We start from the raw sequence: 18,514 nt of genomic DNA, 5'->3' as shown, positions 1-18,514 counted from the left end.
GCGTGCTCACAGCACGTTCAGCGGGATCTTCAGATAGCGCACGCCATTGGCTTCCGGCTCGGGTAACTGGCCGCTGCGCATGTTGACCTGCACCGAGGGCAGGATTAGGACGGGCATTTCGAGCGTGGCATCGCGAGCCTCGCGCATGGCCACGAAACTGTCCTCGCTGACACCTTCATGGATGTGAACATTGCTGGCGCGTTGCTCAGCGACCGTGGTCATGTAACGTAATTCGCGGCCACCGGGCAGGTAGTCGTGGCACATGAACAGGCGGGTCTGGCCGGGCAGGGCGAGGATGCGCCGAATCGAGCGGTACAAGGTCCGCGCATCGGCACCTGGGAAGTCGCAACGAGCCGTGCCGTAGTCAGGCATGAACAGCGTGTCACCGACAAAAGCCACGCACTCGCCTGCATCCTCCACCACATAGGTCATGCAGGCCGGTGTGTGCCCCGGCGTATGCATGGCACGCGCCCGCAGATTGCCGATAGCAAAGACTTGCTCATCCTCGAGCAGCACATCGAACTGGCTGCCATCACGGGCAAACCCAGGCTCGGCGTTGAATAGCGCGCCAAAGACCTTCTGTACCTGGGTGATGCGGCTGCCGATCGCCACCTGACCGCCCAATGCGTCCTTCAGATACGCCGCGGCCGACAAGTGATCGGCGTGCACATGGGTTTCGAGAATCCACTGGACCTTGGCGCCCAGCTCATTGACCCGGGCAATCAATTTGTCCGCCAATTCAGTACAAGTGCGTCCAGACTTTGGATCGTAATCGAGCACGCTATCGATCAATGCGCAGTGACCCGAGCCTTGGTCCATGACCAGATAGCTGATGGTTGAGGTCACCTCATCGAACAAGGCTTCCACATAAAGATTGCTGCCAATGACCATTTGCCACTCTCCAGTTTTTTCTGCCGGCCTTGATAGAGGCGTAGGCAGTGGGAAGGCTTTTATCAAGATACATGCCAAGGCCATTCAGCCGATTTTCCTGAAGAATGCGCCTATAAACCGGGCAATTGATGAACGGGCCTGCCAGTTTCTGCCACGCTGACTGGCAGACGGTTGGCAGTCCGTGGCAGCCTTTGGCAGTCACTGATAAGCTCTGCGGGTGCTTCTTCTGGTGCCGATATGCCTGAGCTTCCCGCTGCCTCTACTCATCCCGCCATACAGGCGCTGGTTTCCTACCTGGAACACGACGCGCAGCCCACCATCGTGCTGGATACCCAGTACAACATCCTGGCGGCCAATGCCGCCTACCGGCGTCAGTTCGGTGTGGACGACCAAGCGCCGCTGGGCGAGAAGTGCCACCGGGTATCCCACCACTACGCCGTGCCCTGCGACCAGGCCGGAGAGCATTGCCCGATGCGCAAGGCCTGGAGCAGCAAGGTGGCAGAGCGCGTCCTGCACATCCACCATACGCCGCGTGGCCCCGAACATGTCGATGTCGAATTGCGACCGATCCTCGACGAGTAGGGCAGGGTGGTGGCCTTTGTCGAACGCCTGACCAGCATTACCCTGGCCTCGGCACAACCACAGCAGCAAGGGCTGGTAGGCCGCGCGCCAGCCTTCAAAACAGCACTCGCCAGCCTGCAACGCGCGGCTCCGGCGCAGATTCCGGTATTGCTGCAGGGCGAATCCGGAACGGGCAAGGAGCTGTTCGCCCGCGCCTTGCACTTGGGCAGTCCCCGGGCAAGCGGTCCTCTGGTGGTAGTCGACTGCACCGCCCTGACCGAATCGCTGTTCGAGAGCGAGTTGTTCGGCTATGAGAAGGGCGCCTTCACCGGCGCCTTGCAGCGCAAGATCGGACTGGCCGAAGCTGCCCATGGCGGCACCCTGTTTCTTGACGAGATCGGCGAAGTGCCCCTGGCAATGCAGGTAAAATTGCTGCGTCTGATCGAATCTGGCAGCTTCCGCCCTGTTGGCAGCTTGCGTACCGTGCACTCGGATTTCCGCCTGGTCTCGGCCACCCACAAACCCTTGAAGGCCTTGGTGGCCGACGGCACCTTCCGGGAAGATCTGTACTACCGCATCAGCGGTTTCCCCATTCGCCTGCCAGCCTTGCGCGAGCGCGTAGAGGATCTCCCTCTATTGGCCGAGAGCCTTTTGCGCCGCATGGCAGGCAACCAAGCCCCCAGCCTTTCACCAGAGGCATTGCAGCGACTCAGGCTGCATCCATTCCCGGGCAACATCCGTGAGTTGCGCAACATCCTCGAACGTGCGCGCCTGTTCGCCGACGACGGAATAATCCGCATCGAGCACCTACCCGAAGAACTTGGCCCGCTCAGCGAAAGAGCCCCCTCACTGAAACCGCGCAGAACCAGCAGCGACCTGAGCCAACTGGCGCAGGTAGTGGAATGCTTTCAAGGCTCGCGCAGCGACCTGGCTCGTCACTTGGGCCTCAGTGAACGCACCTTATACAGACGCTTGCGTGAACTGGGCCTCTGAATCACTGAAATGAGCCCCCCGGCAAAGCAGCCCCGGTTACAGGCCCTAGGCCATGTCCACCTTCGGTGAAATCATGTTCCACGTGGAACACGACCATCGCCAGCGATTCCAGCTCCTTCTCGCCCACTAACTATCCTTGGCCGACAGCTCATGCGCAAACGGCAACTGCGGGCCGACCCGTGAGCAGGTGATGGCCGCTGCACGGATAGCATAAGCGAGCATCTCGTCGATCGCCTTGCGCTCCAATGCAGCCAGCCCTTCAGGGCTGGCCGCGCCTAAGCGGGCGAGGTAGGCGAGTACTGCAGCCTGGAAGGTGTCGCCGGCACCGACGGTATCACGCACCACTAACGAAGCATCAGCTGGCCGCGCCCACGAGCCATGGGCGCAATGCACGCTGGCGCCATCGCCACCGTGGGTGACGAACACCAATCGACAGCGCTCGTTGAGCCAGCTACGTGCCACGTCGGCTGGATCGCGGCCAGGGTAGAGCAGGGCCAGGTCTTCTTCACTGGCCTTGATCAGGTGAGCATGGCCGGCAAAGGCCTCGACCTGGCGCCGCCACAGCGCGACATCCGGTTGTGGGTTGAGTCGCACGTTAGGGTCGAGGCTGACCAGACGTCGGCCACCTTCACGTTGCACCAACGCCATCAGAGTATCGGCCACGGGTGTCACCACCAGAGTGTAGGACCCCACATGCAGGCCACGCACCTTGTCGTCCAAGGTCGGCAAGTGCTCCAGGCGTACCTGCCGGTCGGCGCAGCCCTCTCCACGAAACTGGTATTGCGCCGAGCCGTTGGCATCCAGTCCGACCATGGCCAAGGTGGTCGGCGCATCGCTGGCGACCAGAAAACTACAGTCCACGCTTTCCTCTTCCAGAACCTGGCGCAAGCGCGCGCCGAGGTAGTCGCTGGACAGCCCGCCGAACAGCGCCGCTTCCACACCCAGTCGGCGCAGGCCGACGGCGACGTTGAACGGCGAGCCGCCGGCGATTGCGGTAAAGCCCAGTTCGCCGCTGCGGGGGCTGTTTTCCAGGCTGAAGACATCGAACAGGGCCTCACCACACACCAGGTACATGAAGTTCTCCGAAACGAAAGATGAGGGAAGGATACCCGCAATCAGCGTGCAGGCAGGTACGCCCGGTAACGCTGGTAGGCAACCTCGTAGGCGGCCTGCTGTACCGGCTGCGGCACGGTGCGGGTGCTCTCGTCGAGGATCACGCAGCGCTGGCACAGGGTTTCCAGGCTGTCGCCCCAGACCTGCTGGCGGCCCAGGCTCCAGGCGGCCTGGATCGCCGCGCCGAGGGCGGCGGCTTCGGTCTGCCGGGGACAGACCACCGGCAGGCCGAGCAGGTCGGCGAGCACCTGGCGCCACAGCGGGCTTTTCGCCGCACCGCCGACCAAGCGGATTTCCTCGCCTTGCAGGCCGCTGGCGCGCAGTAGATCAAGGCCATATCGCAGGCTGAAGCAAGTACCTTCCAGCACCGCCCGGCAGAGGTTGGCGCGAGTCAGGTTAGCGCTGGTCATGCCGTGCAGGCTGGCACTGGCCTCGGGTAGGGCAGGCACCCGCTCGCCGTTGAAAAACGGCAGCATCAGCAGGCCGTCGGCACCGATCGATGCCTGAGCGGCGAGTTGCGCGAAGCTGTCCAGGTCAAGTTGCAGCAGGTCTTGGACCAGGGCGCAGGCACTGGTCAGGTTCATGGTGCAAATCAAAGGCAGCCAGCCGCCGCTGGAAGCGCAGAAGGTCGCCACTTCACCCTGTGCGGTCACCTGCGCTTGATCGGCATGGGCCGCCAGGGTGCCGGAGGTACCGAGGCTCAGCGTGATCATGCCGGGATGGATGTTGCCGGTGCCGATGGCGCCGAGCATGTTGTCACCGCCACCGCTAGCCACCCAGGTTTGGGGATCAAGGCCGAGTGCTTCGGCGGCCTGCTCGCGCAGGGTACCCACGCAGTCGCCGGGTTCGATCAGCTCGGGCAGGGCTGCCAGCAGGCGTTCACCCGGCTCGATACGTTGCAGCAGATCCGTCGCCCAGGTCCTGCGACGCACGTCATAGTATCCGGTACCAGAGGCATCGCCAGGCTCGGTGCAGGCGCGGCCGGTCAGCCAGTAGTTGAGGTAGTCATGGGGCAGCAGGACATGGGCGACACGCTCAAACAACTCGGGGAAGTTGCGTTTGCTCCACAACAACTTGGACACCGTGTAACCCGGCGCGATCACCAGCCCCAGCCGCTCCAACGAACCGCTGGCACCACCAAGGGCTGCGAGCAGCTCCTGGTTTTCCGGTGTGGTCTCGGTGTCGCACCACAGCTTGGCGGGGCGCAGCACTTGGCCCTGCGCATCGAGCAGCACCAAGCCGTGCTGCTGGCCAGACACCGCCAGCGCACGCACCGCCCGGCCCTCGACACCAGCCTCTCGCAAGGCGCCGGTCACCGCCACGCGTAGGGCACCCAGCCAGTCAGCCGGGTCCTGTTCGCGACGGCCATCGCGGCCTTGCGGCGGTGCATGGGCGGCACTGCCCTGGCCCAACACGCGACCACTGCCGACGTCCAGCACCAGGGCCTTGGTGCCCTGGGTGCCACAGTCGATACCTAGGAACAGTCCCTCCATGTCATCGCGCTCCAGGTTCAGTCGCCGAGTACGCGGCGCAGGGTTTCACTCACGCCGAACTCGCGCAAGCTGTCGTACATCCTCTCGAAGGCTCCGATGAAGGCCTTGGAGGCCGGTATCGCCGCACCGAAGATGGACTCATCGCCCAGTACGCGGGCCGCCAGCCCATCGCGCTGCACGACCCGGGCCTGGCACTGCGCGGCTCGCGGGTCGGGAATCGCGTACTGCGTGCCCTGTTCGTCGACCCCTCGCAAGTACAGCGCCCACGCCGCCACCACCAGTGCCACGCGCTCCAGCGGCTGGCCGGCTTCGATCAGGCGGTTGGCGGTTGGCACGATGAACTTGGGAAACTTCGACGAACCGTCCGAGCACACTCGCTCTAGCTGGTCGGCGATGGCACGGTTGGCGAAGCGCTCGGTCAGGCTATCTTTGTAGCGCTCCAGATCGATGCCCGGCACCGGCGCGAGCTGCGGGGTCACGTCCAGATCCATGAAGGTGCGCATGTAGCGGCGCAGCAGCGGGTCGGCGAGGGTTTCATGGACAAAGCGGTAACCCTGCAGGAACCCCAAGTAGGTCAGGGCCAGGTGGCTGCCGTTGAGCAGCTTGATCTTCATCTCTTCGTAGGGCGTGACGTCGTCGGTGAACTGCACGCCAACCTTCTCCCAAGCCGGGCGCCCGGCGACGAACCGGTCTTCCAGCACCCATTGGACAAAGGGTTCGCAGACCACCGGCCAGGCATCCTCGACACCGTGTCGTTCGGCCAGTTGCAGGCGATGGGCACTGCTGGTCATCGGGGTGATGCGGTCGACCATGGCGTTGGGGAAACTGACGTTGTCGTCGATCCACTGGGCCAAATCATGGTTGAGCAGGTAGGCGAACGCCAGCAATGCCTTACGCGCCACCTCGCCATTGTGTGGAAGGTTGTCGCAAGACATCACGGTGAACGCCGGCACACCCGCGTCACGGCGTCGGCGCAGGGCCTCGCAGAGGAAGCCGAAGACGCTGCGCGGGGACCGTGGGTTGGCCAGATCGTGTTGGACCAACGGCAGGTCGGCGAGGAATTCGCCGCTGCTGTCATCCATGCAGTAGCCACCTTCGGTAATAGTCAGCGAGACAATACGGATGGCCGGCTCCGCCAGCTTGGCCAGCAGTGCTTCGGCGCCGTCCTCGGCCAGCAGCATGCCGCTGATGGCGGCGATCACCCTCACTTCGGTATCTGTCTGGTCGCCCAGTTCGAATAGGGTGTAGAGGTGGTCCTGCCCGGCCAGGGCATCGCGCATGGCGCGGTCCTCGCTGCGCAGGCCAACACCGCAGATCGCCCAGTCCAGGCCTTCGCCACGGTTCATCAGGGCGTCGGTGTAGGCCGCCTGGTGGGCGCGGTGGAAGCCGCCGACACCGATGTGCACGATCCCCTGGCGCACCTGCGCAGGATCATAGGAAGGGCGGGCGACCGCGGTCGCCAGCAGCCCGAGGTTCTGCAGGTTGAGTTTCATCCTGGATATCCTTGGAAGGCGACCTCTCAGGCCGCCTGTTGCAGTCGTTTGCCGAGGGCCTGGCCGTTGCTGTCGAACAAGTGGCAGTGACCCGGGTCGAAGCCCAGCTCAAGTTTTTCACCATACTCGGGCGCGAAATCGCCCCTCACCCGTACAGTGAGCATCTCCTCGGAGTCGGTGCGTACATGGCAGTAGGTGTCACTGCCGAGCCGCTCGCTGACGTCGGCGGTGACCCGCAGCATCTCCTGAACAGCGTCACCGGCGCGGGCGATGCTCAAGTGTTCCGGGCGGATGCCGAGGGTCACCTGGCTACCAGTAGACAACTCGCCCGCGCACAGCGGCAGGGTGATACGTGCGCCACATTCGAGGGCGACCTCGCACTGGTTGCCATGGTTACGGCTCAGGTGTCCACGTAAGAAGCCCATCTTCGGCGTGCCAAGGAAACCTGCGACGAACAGGTTGGCCGGGTGGTGGTATAGCTCCAACGGCGAGCCGACCTGCTCGATGCGCCCACCATTGAGCACCACGACCTTGTCGGCCAGGGTCATCGCCTCGACTTGGTCGTGAGTCACGTAGATCATGGTCGCGGCCAGCTCCTGGTGCAGCCGCGCCAGCTCCAGGCGCATCTGCACACGTAGGGCGGCATCGAGGTTCGATAGCGGCTCATCGAACAGGAAGATCTTCGGGTTGCGCACGATCGCCCGGCCGATCGCCACCCGCTGGCGCTGGCCGCCGGAGAGCTGGCGCGGCTTGCGTTCAAGTAGCGGTTGTAGTTCGAGGATGCGCGCAGCGTTGTCGACCTTGCTGACCACTTCGCGCTTGTCGACGCCGGCCAGGTCTAGGGCGAACGACAGGTTCTTGCGCACGGTCATGTGCGGGTAAAGCGCATAGGTCTGGAACACCATCGCCAGGTCACGTTTGGCCGGGGCGGTGTCGGTGATGTCGACACCATCCAGGGCGATGCTGCCGCTGCTGACCTCCTCAAGGCCGGCGATCAGCCGCAGCAAGGTCGACTTGCCGCAACCGGACGGGCCGACGAACACCACGAACTCGCGGTCGCGCACGTCCAGGTCGATGCCCTTGATGATGGCGTGGCCATCGAAGCCTTTCTGCAGGTTACGGATCTTCAGGTCAGCCATGTCGAATTACCTCCGCGGTGGCCGGGGACGAAAGGGTGGGAAGGCGGTTCATTTCACGGCACCGAAGGACAGGCCGCGGACCAACTGCTTCTGGCTGATCCAGCCGAAGATCAGGATCGGCGCGCAGGCCAGGGTCGAGACGGCCGAGAGCTTGGCCCAGAACAGGCCTTCGGGGCTTGAATAGGAGGCGACCAGCACGGTCAGCGGGGCGGCGGCCGAGGAGGTCAGGTTGAGCGACCAGAACGCCTCGTTCCAACACAGGATCAGCGACAGCAACAGGGTCGAGGCCAGGCCGCCGCGGGCGATCGGCAGCAGCACGCGGACGATCTCCTGCCAGGTGCCAGCGCCGTCCAGACGTGCGGCTTCGAGGATGTCCACAGGGATGTCCTTGAAGTAGGTGTACACCATCCACACCACGATCGGTAGGTTGATCAAGGTGTAGACGATGATCAACGCTAGGCGCGAGTCGAGTAGGCCGAAGCTCTTGGCCAGCAGGTAGATGGGCATCAACACACCGACCGGCGGCAGCATCTTGGTCGACAGCATCCACAACAACGTGCGCTTGGTATGGCGGGTTTCGAAGAAGGCCATGGAGTAGGCCGCCGGCACCGCGATGACCATGCACAGCAGGGTGGCCGAGAAGGAGATCAGTACCGAGTTCCAGGCGTAGGAGAAATAGTCGCTGCGTTCGTTGATATGCAGATAGTTCTCCAGGGTCGGCTGGAAGATGAAGCTCGGCGGTGTGGCGAAGGCGGCGAGCTCAGTCTTGAAGCTGGTCAGCAGCATCCAGAAGATCGGGAAGAAGATCACCAGGGCGATGCCCCAGCACAGCAGGCCGATCAGCGCATCGCGCAGGCCACGGGTTTGCTTGAGTGTCAGCATGGCGGGCTCCTCAGCTGCGCTCGGTGAGGTTCTTGCCGATCATCCGTACCAACACGATGGCGGCGATGTTGGCGATCAGCACGGCGATCAGGCCACCGGCCGAGGCCATGCCGACATCAAACTGCAGCAGGGCCTGGTTGTAGATCAGGTAGGCAAGGTTGGTGGATTCGTAGCCAGGGCCACCGCTGGTGGTGGTGAAGATTTCAGCGAACACCGAGAGCAGGAAGATCATCTCGATCATCACCACCACCGCGATGGGACGCGCCAAGTGCGGCAAGGTCAGGTGCCAGAAGATCGCCAGGGGGCCGGCGCCATCCAGCCGCGCGGCTTCTTTCTGCTCCTGGTCGAGGGACTGCATGGCAGTCATCAGGATCAGGATGGCGAACGGCAGCCACTGCCAGGAAACAATCAGGATGATCGACAGCAGCGGGTAGTGCGCCAGCCAGTCCACCGGTTGGGCACCGAACAGGCGCCAGACGGCGGCGAGAATCCCCGACACCGGATGGAAGATCAGGTTCTTCCACAGCAGCGCGCTGACCGTGGGCATGATGAAGAATGGCGAGATCAGCAGTACCCGAACCACGCCCCGGCCCCAGAACTCGCCGGCCTCCAGCAGAGCGGAGATGAGCACACCGAACACTACGCTGAAAACCAGCACGCTGCCGACCAAGGTCAGGGTGTTGAGGGCGCCAGGCATAAAACCTGCGTCGGTGACGAAGAAGCTGAAGTTCTCCAGGCCGACAAAATCATTTTCGCCAGGGTAGAGCAGGTTGTAGCGGATCAGCGAGAAATACAGGGTCATGCCCAGGGGCACGATCATCCACAACAACAGCAGCGCCACCGAGGGGCTGACCAAGAACCAGCCAGGCCCGACGCGGCGTTTGCCGGGGCGCGGGGCGGCGAGGGTCGGGGTGTCGAGGGCCGAAGTGTTCATGGCGACTCCATGTGCAACGGAAAAGGGCGAGCAGCCAGCCGCCACCGCGCCAGGAAGCGACGCGGCGACAGCCGGGGCGGGCTACTTGGGATAACCGGCGCGTTTCATCTCACGGGCGGTAGATTGCTGGGCGGCGGCGAGCGCTTGGTCGACCTTGAAATGCCCGGTAAGCGCGGCGGAGAACTGCTTGCCGACCTGAGTGCCGATGGCCTGGAACTCCGGAATGGTTACCAGCTGGATGCCGACATAGGGCACGGGCTTGAGGGTCGGGTGGTTGGGGTCGACTCGTTTGAGCGACTCCAGCGTTACCTTGGCGAACGGCGCAGCGGCCAGGTAGGCCTCGCTATAGGTGGAGGCGCGGGTGCCTGGCGGCACGTTGGCCACGCCTTCCTTGTCGGCCACAAGCTTCATATAGGCCTGGGAGGTGGCCCAGGTGCTGAAGGTCTTCGCCGCGTCCTTGGACTTGGAACTGGTGGGGATCGCCAAAGCCCAGGAATACAGCCAAGAGGCGCCCTTGTCAGTGACTTGGCTGGGCGCGAAGGTGAAGCCGACCTGGTCGGCGACTTTGCTCTGGCTCTCGTCAGTGACGAAGGAACCGGCGACGCTGGCGTCGACCCACATCGCGCATTTTCCGCTATTGAACAGCGCCAAGTTTTCGTTGAAGCCGTTGCTGGAGGCACCGGGCGGACCGTACTGCTTCATGGTGTCAACATAGAAGGTCAGTGCATCCTTCCACTCGCTACCGTCGAACTGCGGGTTCCATTGTTCATCGAACCAGCGCGCGCCCCAGGCATTGGCCACGGTGCTGAGCAACGCCATATTCTCGCCCCAACCCGCTTTGCCGCGCAGGCAGATGCCGTACTGGTCCTTGTCAGGGTGATTCAGCTTGGCGGCGAACTCACCGAGCTGGGTCCAGGTCGGCTGCTCGGGCATGCTCAGCCCAGCCTCCTGGAACAGATCCTTGCGGTAGTAGGTGATCGAGGCTTCAGCGTAGAACGGCAGGGCGTACAGCGTGCCCTTGACCGACAGGCCATCGCGCACCGAGGGGAACACGTCATCGAGGGCATAGTCGGCGGGCAGGTCTTGCATCGGTTCCAGCCAGCCCTTGGCGCCCCACAGCGCGGCCTCATACATGCCGATGGTCAGCACGTCGAACTGGCCGCCCTGAGTGGCGATGTCGGTGGTCAGCCGCTGGCGCAGGACGTTTTCCTCCAACACCACCCACTTGAGCTTGATGTCCGGGTGCTGTTCCTCGAACACCTTGGACAGGCGCTGCATGCGGATCATGTCGTTGTTGTTGACCGTGGCGATGGTCAGAACTTCAGCGCCCTGGGCGAATAGCGGCAAGCTGAGACAGGCGGCGGCCACACAGGCCTTGATCGAGTCGTTCATCTGTGAACTCCCCTTCCGGACCGAATGGCGGTACGGAAGACATTATTGTTTTTGTGTCGCTCGCCGCCGATTACACCGCCGCACGGCGAAGCCGACAAAGCCTAGCCTGCACTTTGGCTGATACTTTTTTGCACTGGCTTACGCGTGGGGTGGGGTCAGAGCAAGTTCTGCTCGGTCAGACGCTGGGTCACCAGGCTGCGGTAGTCGGAGGGGGTCATGCCCTTGAGCTGCTGGAAGCGCCGGTTGAAATTAGACAGGTTGCTGAAGCCCGATTCAAAGCACACTTCGGTCACCGGCAGATCGCTCTTGGCCAGCAACTCGCAGGACTTGCTGACCCGCAGGCGGTTGACGAACTCGACGAAACCGCGCCCGGCGGCCTGTTTGAAGAAGCGCGAGAAGTAGGTGGGCGTCATCCCCAGGAGCTCGGCGACCTCGTTCTGGGTGAGATCCTGGGCGTAGTGCTGGAAGATGTAGTCCACCGCCCGGTTGATGCGCTCGACGTTATGTTCGTCAGCCAGTTGCGAGGACGTGACAGTGGACAGCAACTGGTAATCCTCGCAGGCGGCGAGCTGCTCCATGAGGATAAAAAAGTATCCCAGGCGGGTCATGCCTCGGCTGTCGGCGATACGTTGCAGCAGTTGCCGGGTCTCAGCGATCAACGCCGGGTCGCGGAACTCTATGCCGTAACGTGCTCGGGCCAGCAGCGGGGTGAGCTGGTTCAGTTCGGAGAACACGCTGCTGCCGTCTTCCAGGACTTCGTCGGTGAAGTTGACCAGCATGTCACGCTTGCCCACCACTTCGCCTGGACCGACCTGGCTGATCCAGTTGTGCGGCAGGTTCGGTCCGGTGAGAAACAACGTATCGGGGGCGAAGTTACCGATGTAGTCGCCGATGAACACCTTGCCGGAGCTGGCAACGATCAAGTGCAGCTCGTATTCCTTATGGAAATGCCAACGCACCAACGGACTGGGGAAACCGTGCTGACGGTAGATCAGCGAATGACCTTCGTGGTCGTCCATCAGCTCATAGGACGGGTCGGTGACTTTGCTAACTTTTGACATAGTGATCCAGTCGACCGGGGGCAAGTGAACATCCTAGCCAAAAATTCCCGTCGCTGCCGAGCCCCTAGCAGCTAAGCCAGCCCCACAGGTATTACGCCATTGAGAGGTCAGTTCAATAGCAGCGTGATCAAACCGTTGAATAATCCTATGTTTATAAAAAGAAAAACCCCGAAGATCTGGGGTTTTTCTTGAGCTGCTGGCGAACGGTATCACTCAGGTTTTGCCACTCCTTCAGTGGCCGCGCATCGAACTCAAGGCTATAAGGGCATCCAGCGCAACCTTCACGCGCAGGGGAGCTACCAAGCGTTCACGAATCGTGGCTATTAACACTTGATCAGAAGTCCAGGTTGGACACCGAAAGCGCGTTGCTCTCGATGAACTCGCGGCGAGGCTCCACCGCGTCACCCATCAGGGTATTGAAGATCTGGTCAGCAGCGATCGCGTCTTCGATGGTCACCTTGAGCATGCGACGAACGTTCGGGTCCATGGTGGTTTCCCACAGTTGGTCCGGGTTCATCTCGCCGAGTCCTTTGTATCGCTGGATGGTATGCCGCTTAGCGGTCTCAGTCATCAGCCAATCCAGTGCCTCCTTGAACTCGGTGACCGCTTTCTTGCGCTCGCCACGCTGGACATAAGCACCTTCGCCCAGCAACGTGCTGAGTCTTGCACCCAGGGTGGTAACGGTTCGGTAGTCGTTGCTGCCGAAGAAATCGCGGTTGAAGGTGACGTAGCTGGCCAGGCCATGGGAGGTGATTTCTACCTCTGGCAGCCAGACATTACGCTCCTTGTCCTCACGCAAGCTGGCCTTGTACACCAGGCCAGATTTCTCGGTACCGCTCAGGCGTGCCTGAAGCTTGCCCAGCCAGCTTTCCATGACCGCGTGATCGCCCAACTGCTCGAGCGTGACCTCAGGCAGGTAGATGAAATGTTCGGTCAGTTCCTGTGGGTACAGGCGCGACAGACGCTTGAGAGTCTTCATCACCGAGCGGAATTCGTTGACCAGACGCTCCAGTTCAACACCGGAAACCGGCGGTGCGGATTCGTCCAGGTGCAAGCTCGCATCTTCAAGGGCCGACTGCGTCATGTACTCTTCCATGGCGTCGTCGTCCTTAATGTACTGTTCCTGCTTGCCTTTCTTAACTTTGTACAGCGGCGGCTGAGCGATGTAGATGTAGCCACGCTCGACCAGCTCTGGCAGCTGGCGGAAAAAGAAGGTCAGCAGCAGGGTACGAATGTGCGAACCATCAACGTCAGCATCGGTCATGATGATGATGTTGTGATAACGCAGTTTGTCGATGTTGTACTCTTCGCGACCGATACCACAACCTAGGGCAGTGATCAGGGTGCCGACTTCCTGGGACGAGATCATCTTGTCGAAACGTGCTTTTTCGACGTTGAGGATCTTACCCTTGAGCGGCAGGATGGCCTGGGTCTTGCGGTTACGGCCTTGCTTGGCCGAGCCACCTGCAGAGTCACCCTCCACAAGGTAGAGTTCGGAAAGGGCAGGGTCTTTCTCCTGGCAGTCAGCCAGTTTGCCTGGCAAGCCGGCGATGTCCAGCGCACCTTTGCGGCGGGTCATTTCCCGGGCCTTGCGCGCAGCTTCACGGGCGCGGGCCGCATCGATCATCTTGCCGACGACAGCTTTCGCTTCGGCAGGGTTCTCCAGCAGGAAGTCAGAGAAGTACTTGCCCATCTCCTGTTCCACGGCGGTTTTCACTTCCGAGGAAACCAGTTTGTCCTTGGTCTGCGAGCTGAACTTCGGATCAGGCACTTTCACCGAGATGATCGCGGTCAGACCTTCACGGGCGTCGTCACCCGTGGTGGAAACCTTGTTCTTCTTGGCCAGACCTTCCTGCTCAATGTAGTTGTTCAGGTTGCGGGTCAGCGCGGAGCGGAAGCCCACCAAGTGGGTACCGCCGTCACGCTGTGGAATGTTGTTGGTGAAACACAGCAGGTTTTCATTGAAGCTGTCGTTCCACTGCAGGGCAATTTCCACACCCACGCCGTCTTCACGTTGCACGTTAAAGTGGAATACCTGGGAGTTCACCGGAGTCTTGTTGGTGTTCAGGTATTCAACGAATGCGCGCAGGCCACCTTCGTACTTGAAGAACTCTTCTTTGCCGCTGCGCTCATCCTTGAGCAGGATGCCAACGCCCGAGTTGAGGAAGGACAGTTCGCGAATACGCTTGGCGAGGATGTCCCAGCTGAAATGAATATTCTTGAAGGTTTCAGCCGAAGGCTTGAAGTGGATATGGGTACCGCTGGTTTCGCTGTCACCCACAATGGCCATCGGCGCCTGTGGAACACCGTGAACGTAGGTCTGTTCCCAGATCTTGCCACTGCGGCGCACAGTCAGGATCAACTGCTCGGAAAGGGCGTTCACAACAGAAACACCCACACCGTGCAGACCGCCGGAAACCTTGTAAGAGTTGTCGTCGAACTTACCGCCTGCGTGAAGCACGGTCATGATGACTTCGGCCGCCGAGACGCCTTCTTCTTTATGCACATCAACCGGGATGCCACGACCGTTGTCGCGAACACTGATGGATTCATCCGGATGAATGATGACAGTGATGTCATCACAGTGACCGGCGAGGGCCTCGTCGATCGAGTTGTCGACCACCTCGAACACCATGTGGTGCAGGCCGCTACCATCATCGGTGTCGCCAATGTACATGCCGGGGCGCTTGCGCACGGCATCCAGCCCTTTCAGCACTTTGATGCTGGAGGAGTCGTACGTTTGATTTTCGCTCATGCCTTCACTCCCGATGGTCGTGGGTCTGGGTGATACGGCCCTGTTCCACGTGGAACAAGGCAACTGGCGTTTCCGTTTGCCAGCCTTCCCTCAGTAATTCGTGATCTACACAGGTGATAAAAACCTGGCAGTGTAATTCTTCCAACAAGCGGCACAGTGCGCGGCGATGCTGCTCATCCAGCTCGGACGGCAAGTCATCGACGAGATAAATACATTGACCACGGCGAACCTGGCCAACCAGATGACCCTGGGCAATACGAAGGGCACAGACCACAAGCTTCTGCTGGCCCCGCGACAGGATATCTGCGGCATTGTGTGCGCCCAGTCTAAGGCGCAAGTCAGCGCGTTGCGGACCGGCTTGGGTGTGCCCCATTTGCTGATCCCGCATCAAGGAGGAGGCGAGTACTTCGTTGAGTTCCCGGTCCTTGTCCCACCCGCGGTAGTAGCTCAGGGTCAACCCTTCCAGTTCAACCAGTTCGCTCAGGGTTCGCTCGAAGACAGGCTTCAAGGCCTTGATGTAGTTGCGACGGTATTCATCTATTTCCGCGCTCGCCAGGCACAGCTCCCGGTCCCAGGCGGCTTGCGAAGCAGCGTCAAGTGTACCATGCCGCAACCATGAGTTCCGCTGCCGTAGAGCCTTCTGAAGCCTCTGCCAAGTGGCCATGAATCGGGGTTCCACGTGGAACACTCCCCAATCCAGGAACTGGCGGCGAATCTTCGGCGCTCCTTCGAGCAGACGGAAACTATCCGGATTGATCAGTTGTAACGGAAGGATCTCCGCCAACTGTGCAGCACTGCGCGCATTCTGCCCATCGATCCGGATGGTGAAATCACCTTGGCGTTCCCGTGAAATCCCCAAGTTACTGGTTCCACCCTCACTCAGCTCTACTTGGCCAAATACTGTACAAGTTGGCTGTTCGTACTGGATCACCGGGTTGAGACGCGTGCTACGGAATGAGCGCGCAAGGCCCAATAGATATACGGCTTCCAGCACACTGGTTTTGCCGCTGCCATTGGCGCCGTAAAGGATGTTGATGCGGGGGGAAGGGGAGAAGGTCACCGGGTGCAAGTTACGCACCGCGGTGACCGATACACGTCGAAGGGACATTAGGGTCTGCTACAAATTACAGACGCATCGGCATGACAACGTAAGCGGAGTCATCGTTGCCCGCCTCCTGCAGCAGAGCACTGCTGTTGGAGTCCGACAGGATCAGGCGAACCTGCTCGGTAGTCATCACGCCCAGCACATCCAGCAGATAGCTGACGTTGAAGCCAATCTCCAGCGAACCACCGTTGTAGTCGACGCTAATCTCTTCTTCTGCTTCTTCCTGTTCCGGGTTATTCGCCTGGATTTTCAGTTGGCCAGCAGCCAGTTGCAGACGAATACCGCGGTACTTCTCGTTCGAAAGAATGGCAGTCCGGCTGAACGCTTCACGCAGCAGCTGACGGTCACCGACAACCAACTTGTCGCCGCCCTTCGGCAGTACCCGCTCGTAGTCCGGGAACTTGCCATCCACCAACTTGGAGGTGAAGGTGAACTCGCCCGTTGTCGCACGGATGTGGTGCTGGCCCAGGACAATACTGACCATGCCTTCCGGGTCAGTGAGCAGGCGCGCCAGCTCCAGGATGCCTTTGCGCGGCACGATCACCTGGTGGCGGTCGGCTTGGCCAATGGCTGCTTGCATGGAGCACATGGCCAGACGGTGGCCGTCAGTAGCCACGGCGCGCAGGGTGTCGGTGGATACTTCCAGCAGCATGCCATTGAGGTAGTAACGGACGTCCTGCTGGGCCATGGCGAAGCTGGTGCGCTCGATCAAGCGACGCAGCTTGCTTTGCTCCAGATTGCAGGTGAGTGAACCCGGGCCTTCTTCCACAGTCGGGAAATCGTTGGCCGGCAGGGTCGACAGGGTGAAGCGGCTGCGGCCTGCCTTGACCACGAGCTTCTGCTCATCGAACTTGATATCGATCAGAGCGTCGTTGGGCAGGCTCTTGCAGATGTCCATCAGCTTGCGCGCCGGCACAGTGATCTCGCCGGGCTCGGCGGGCTCTTCCAACTGAACGCGGCCAACCAGCTCGACTTCCAGGTCGGTACCAGTCAGCGACAACTGCTGACCCTGAACGACCAGCAGCACGTTGGACAATACCGGCAAGGTCTGACGGCGCTCGACGACGCCTGCGACCAGTTGCAGGGGTTTCAACAGGGCTTCGCGTTGAATGGTGAAATGCATGGTCTAGTCCCTTGCCTTCAAAAAGCTGCGCTGACGCCCATCACGTCGTCAGCGTCCGCAGCAGGTTCTTGTAGTCCTCGCGGATATCCGCGTCGGATTCCTTCAGTTCATTGATCTTGCGGCAGGCGTGCAGCACGGTGGTATGGTCGCGACCGCCAAATACATCGCCAATTTCCGGCAGACTGTGGTTGGTCAGCTCCTTGGACAACGCCATGGCGACCTGGCGCGGCCGGGCTACCGAGCGAGAGCGTCGCTTGGACAACAGATCGGAGATCTTGATCTTGTAGTATTCAGCCACGGTCCGCTGGATGTTATCCACACTGACCAGTTTGTCCTGCAGCGCGAGCAGATCCTTGAGCGATTCGCGAATCAGTTCGATGGTGATATCGCGGCCCATGAAGTGCGAGTGGGCAATCACTCGCTTCAGGGCGCCTTCGAGCTCACGCACATTGGAACGGATACGTTGGGCGATGAAGAATGCGGCATCATGCGGTAGGTCGACCTTGGCTTGGTCGGCCTTCTTCATCAGGATTGCCACGCGCGTTTCCAGTTCCGGTGGCTCCACGGCCACCGTCAGGCCCCAGCCAAAGCGTGACTTCAGGCGCTCTTCCAGGCCTTCGATTTCCTTCGGGTAGCGGTCACTGGTCAGGATGACCTGTTGTCCACCCTCGAGCAGGGCATTGAAAGTATGGAAAAACTCCTCCTGGGAGCGCTCCTTGCGAGCGAAGAACTGGATATCGTCAATCAGCAACGCATCCACCGAACGGTAGAAGCGCTTGAATTCATTGATGGCGTTGAGCTGCAACGCCTTGACCATGTCGGCTACGAAACGCTCGGAGTGCAGGTACACCACCTTGGCATTGGGGTTCTTCTTGAGCAGGTGGTTACCCACAGCATGCATCAAGTGCGTCTTACCCAGGCCGACACCGCCATAAAGGAACAGCGGGTTGTAGCCATGCTTGGGGTTATCGGCGACCTGCCAGGCGGCAGCCCGGGCCAACTGGTTGGACTTACCTTCGACAAAAGTCTCGAAGGTAAAGGTACGGTTCAGGTAACTGGTGTGCTTGAGCGCACCCTCGACCTGAACGGTCCTTTGCTCGGTGCGGCCAGTTGCAGCCGGCGCCGAGGAGGATTCGCCCATGGAGTCGAAACTGTCGCGGGAAGGCGCTTCTTCGATCTCGCTGGCAGCCGCAGCCGGCGTCACCGGCGCTGGGGCCGGTTCACTGGGAGTGATGACCGGCTGCTGGGTCTGGGAAGCGGCAACAGCGGCGCTGACCGGGGCATTGGGGGCCGCACGTGGAGTCGAACTGCGCCGACTGCCTATTAATAAGGAAAGCGCAGGCGCAATGCCGTTGCCGTGCTCACCCAACAGCTCGAGCAGGCGGCCCAGGTACTTTTCATTGACCCAATCGAGAACGAAACGGTTGGGCGCATAGACGCGCAACTCGTCGCCTTCGGCTTCGACCTGTAGCGGACGGATCCAGGTGTTGAATTGCTGGGCAGGCAGTTCATCGCGCAGAAGCTCTACGCACTGCTGCCAAAGTTCCACTGACACGGATATCCCCTGAGTTGAAAGCCG

The 18,514-nt window shown here is 61.1% G+C and carries 13 protein-coding genes and 2 pseudogenes; 1 reads left to right on the top strand and 14 read right to left on the bottom strand.

Going from position 1 to position 18,514, the window contains the following annotated elements; genetic code table 11:
- Positions 1 to 6 precede the first annotated feature (6 nt).
- The gene (locus ACYU03_RS00075; RefSeq protein ID WP_461887490.1) at positions 7 to 891 is read right to left on the bottom strand and encodes an MBL fold metallo-hydrolase; all 885 of its coding nucleotides are present in this window, start codon (positions 889 to 891) and stop codon (positions 7 to 9) included.
- A gap of 237 nt (positions 892 to 1,128) precedes the next feature.
- Between ACYU03_RS00075 and ACYU03_RS00070 the strand changes: the two are divergent.
- Positions 1,129 to 2,445, top strand: a pseudogene (locus tag ACYU03_RS00070) (sigma-54 interaction domain-containing protein).
- A 126-nt stretch (positions 2,446 to 2,571) separates the two neighbouring features.
- On the opposite strand, the gene ACYU03_RS00065 reads toward ACYU03_RS00070, so the two are convergent.
- The 13 genes and pseudogenes from ACYU03_RS00065 to dnaA all read right to left on the bottom strand — a co-directional run bounded on the left by ACYU03_RS00065 (position 2,572) and on the right by dnaA (position 18,490).
- Entirely contained in the window at positions 2,572 to 3,519 is a 948-nt protein-coding gene (locus ACYU03_RS00065; RefSeq protein ID WP_461887489.1) for a carbohydrate kinase family protein, read from the bottom strand.
- Between the two features lie 41 nt (positions 3,520 to 3,560).
- Positions 3,561 to 5,051 (bottom strand): xylulokinase, encoded by a 1,491-nt coding sequence (gene xylB, locus ACYU03_RS00060; RefSeq protein WP_461887488.1) that lies wholly within the window; start codon positions 5,049 to 5,051, stop codon positions 3,561 to 3,563.
- A 17-nt stretch (positions 5,052 to 5,068) separates the two neighbouring features.
- On the bottom strand, positions 5,069 to 6,544 hold the full coding sequence (locus ACYU03_RS00055) for a mannitol dehydrogenase family protein (protein WP_461887487.1): 1,476 nt from the start codon (positions 6,542 to 6,544) through the stop codon (positions 5,069 to 5,071).
- A gap of 26 nt (positions 6,545 to 6,570) precedes the next feature.
- Positions 6,571 to 7,683 carry an ABC transporter ATP-binding protein gene (locus ACYU03_RS00050; protein ID WP_461887486.1) on the bottom strand — a complete coding sequence of 371 codons (1,113 nt, stop codon included), beginning with the start codon at positions 7,681 to 7,683 and terminating at the stop codon, positions 6,571 to 6,573.
- 48 nt (positions 7,684 to 7,731) lie between these two features.
- Positions 7,732 to 8,565, bottom strand: coding sequence for a carbohydrate ABC transporter permease (locus tag ACYU03_RS00045; RefSeq protein WP_461887485.1), 834 nt, complete (start codon positions 8,563 to 8,565; stop codon positions 7,732 to 7,734).
- A 10-nt stretch (positions 8,566 to 8,575) separates the two neighbouring features.
- Positions 8,576 to 9,499: a carbohydrate ABC transporter permease gene (locus ACYU03_RS00040; protein ID WP_461887484.1), complete on the bottom strand. Its 924-nt coding sequence runs from the start codon at positions 9,497 to 9,499 to the stop codon at positions 8,576 to 8,578.
- A gap of 81 nt (positions 9,500 to 9,580) precedes the next feature.
- Entirely contained in the window at positions 9,581 to 10,891 is a 1,311-nt protein-coding gene (locus ACYU03_RS00035) for an ABC transporter substrate-binding protein (protein ID WP_461887483.1), read from the bottom strand.
- Between the two features lie 155 nt (positions 10,892 to 11,046).
- Positions 11,047 to 11,952 carry a helix-turn-helix domain-containing protein gene (locus ACYU03_RS00030; protein ID WP_461887482.1) on the bottom strand — a complete coding sequence of 302 codons (906 nt, stop codon included), beginning with the start codon at positions 11,950 to 11,952 and terminating at the stop codon, positions 11,047 to 11,049.
- 184 nt (positions 11,953 to 12,136) lie between these two features.
- Positions 12,137 to 12,214: pseudogene (locus tag ACYU03_RS00025) on the bottom strand (type II toxin-antitoxin system mRNA interferase toxin, RelE/StbE family); the annotation flags it as partial.
- A gap of 72 nt (positions 12,215 to 12,286) precedes the next feature.
- Positions 12,287 to 14,707, bottom strand: coding sequence for a DNA topoisomerase (ATP-hydrolyzing) subunit B (gene gyrB, locus ACYU03_RS00020; protein WP_461887481.1), 2,421 nt, complete (start codon positions 14,705 to 14,707; stop codon positions 12,287 to 12,289).
- 4 nt (positions 14,708 to 14,711) lie between these two features.
- Positions 14,712 to 15,815 (bottom strand): DNA replication/repair protein RecF, encoded by a 1,104-nt coding sequence (recF, locus tag ACYU03_RS00015; RefSeq protein ID WP_461887480.1) that lies wholly within the window; start codon positions 15,813 to 15,815, stop codon positions 14,712 to 14,714.
- 16 nt (positions 15,816 to 15,831) lie between these two features.
- Positions 15,832 to 16,935, bottom strand: a complete 1,104-nt coding sequence (dnaN, locus tag ACYU03_RS00010; protein WP_461887479.1) for a DNA polymerase III subunit beta — start codon at positions 16,933 to 16,935, stop codon at positions 15,832 to 15,834.
- Positions 16,936 to 16,975: 40 nt separating this feature from the next.
- Complete coding sequence (dnaA, locus tag ACYU03_RS00005) at positions 16,976 to 18,490, bottom strand: chromosomal replication initiator protein DnaA (RefSeq protein ID WP_461887478.1); 1,515 nt, start codon at positions 18,488 to 18,490, stop codon at positions 16,976 to 16,978.
- Positions 18,491 to 18,514 lie beyond the last annotated feature (24 nt).

It is taken from the genome of Pseudomonas sp. X10, from assembly GCF_054889225.1.
Note: the sequence above shows the minus strand (reverse complement) of the source record. Positions and strands in the feature narration are given on the sequence as shown.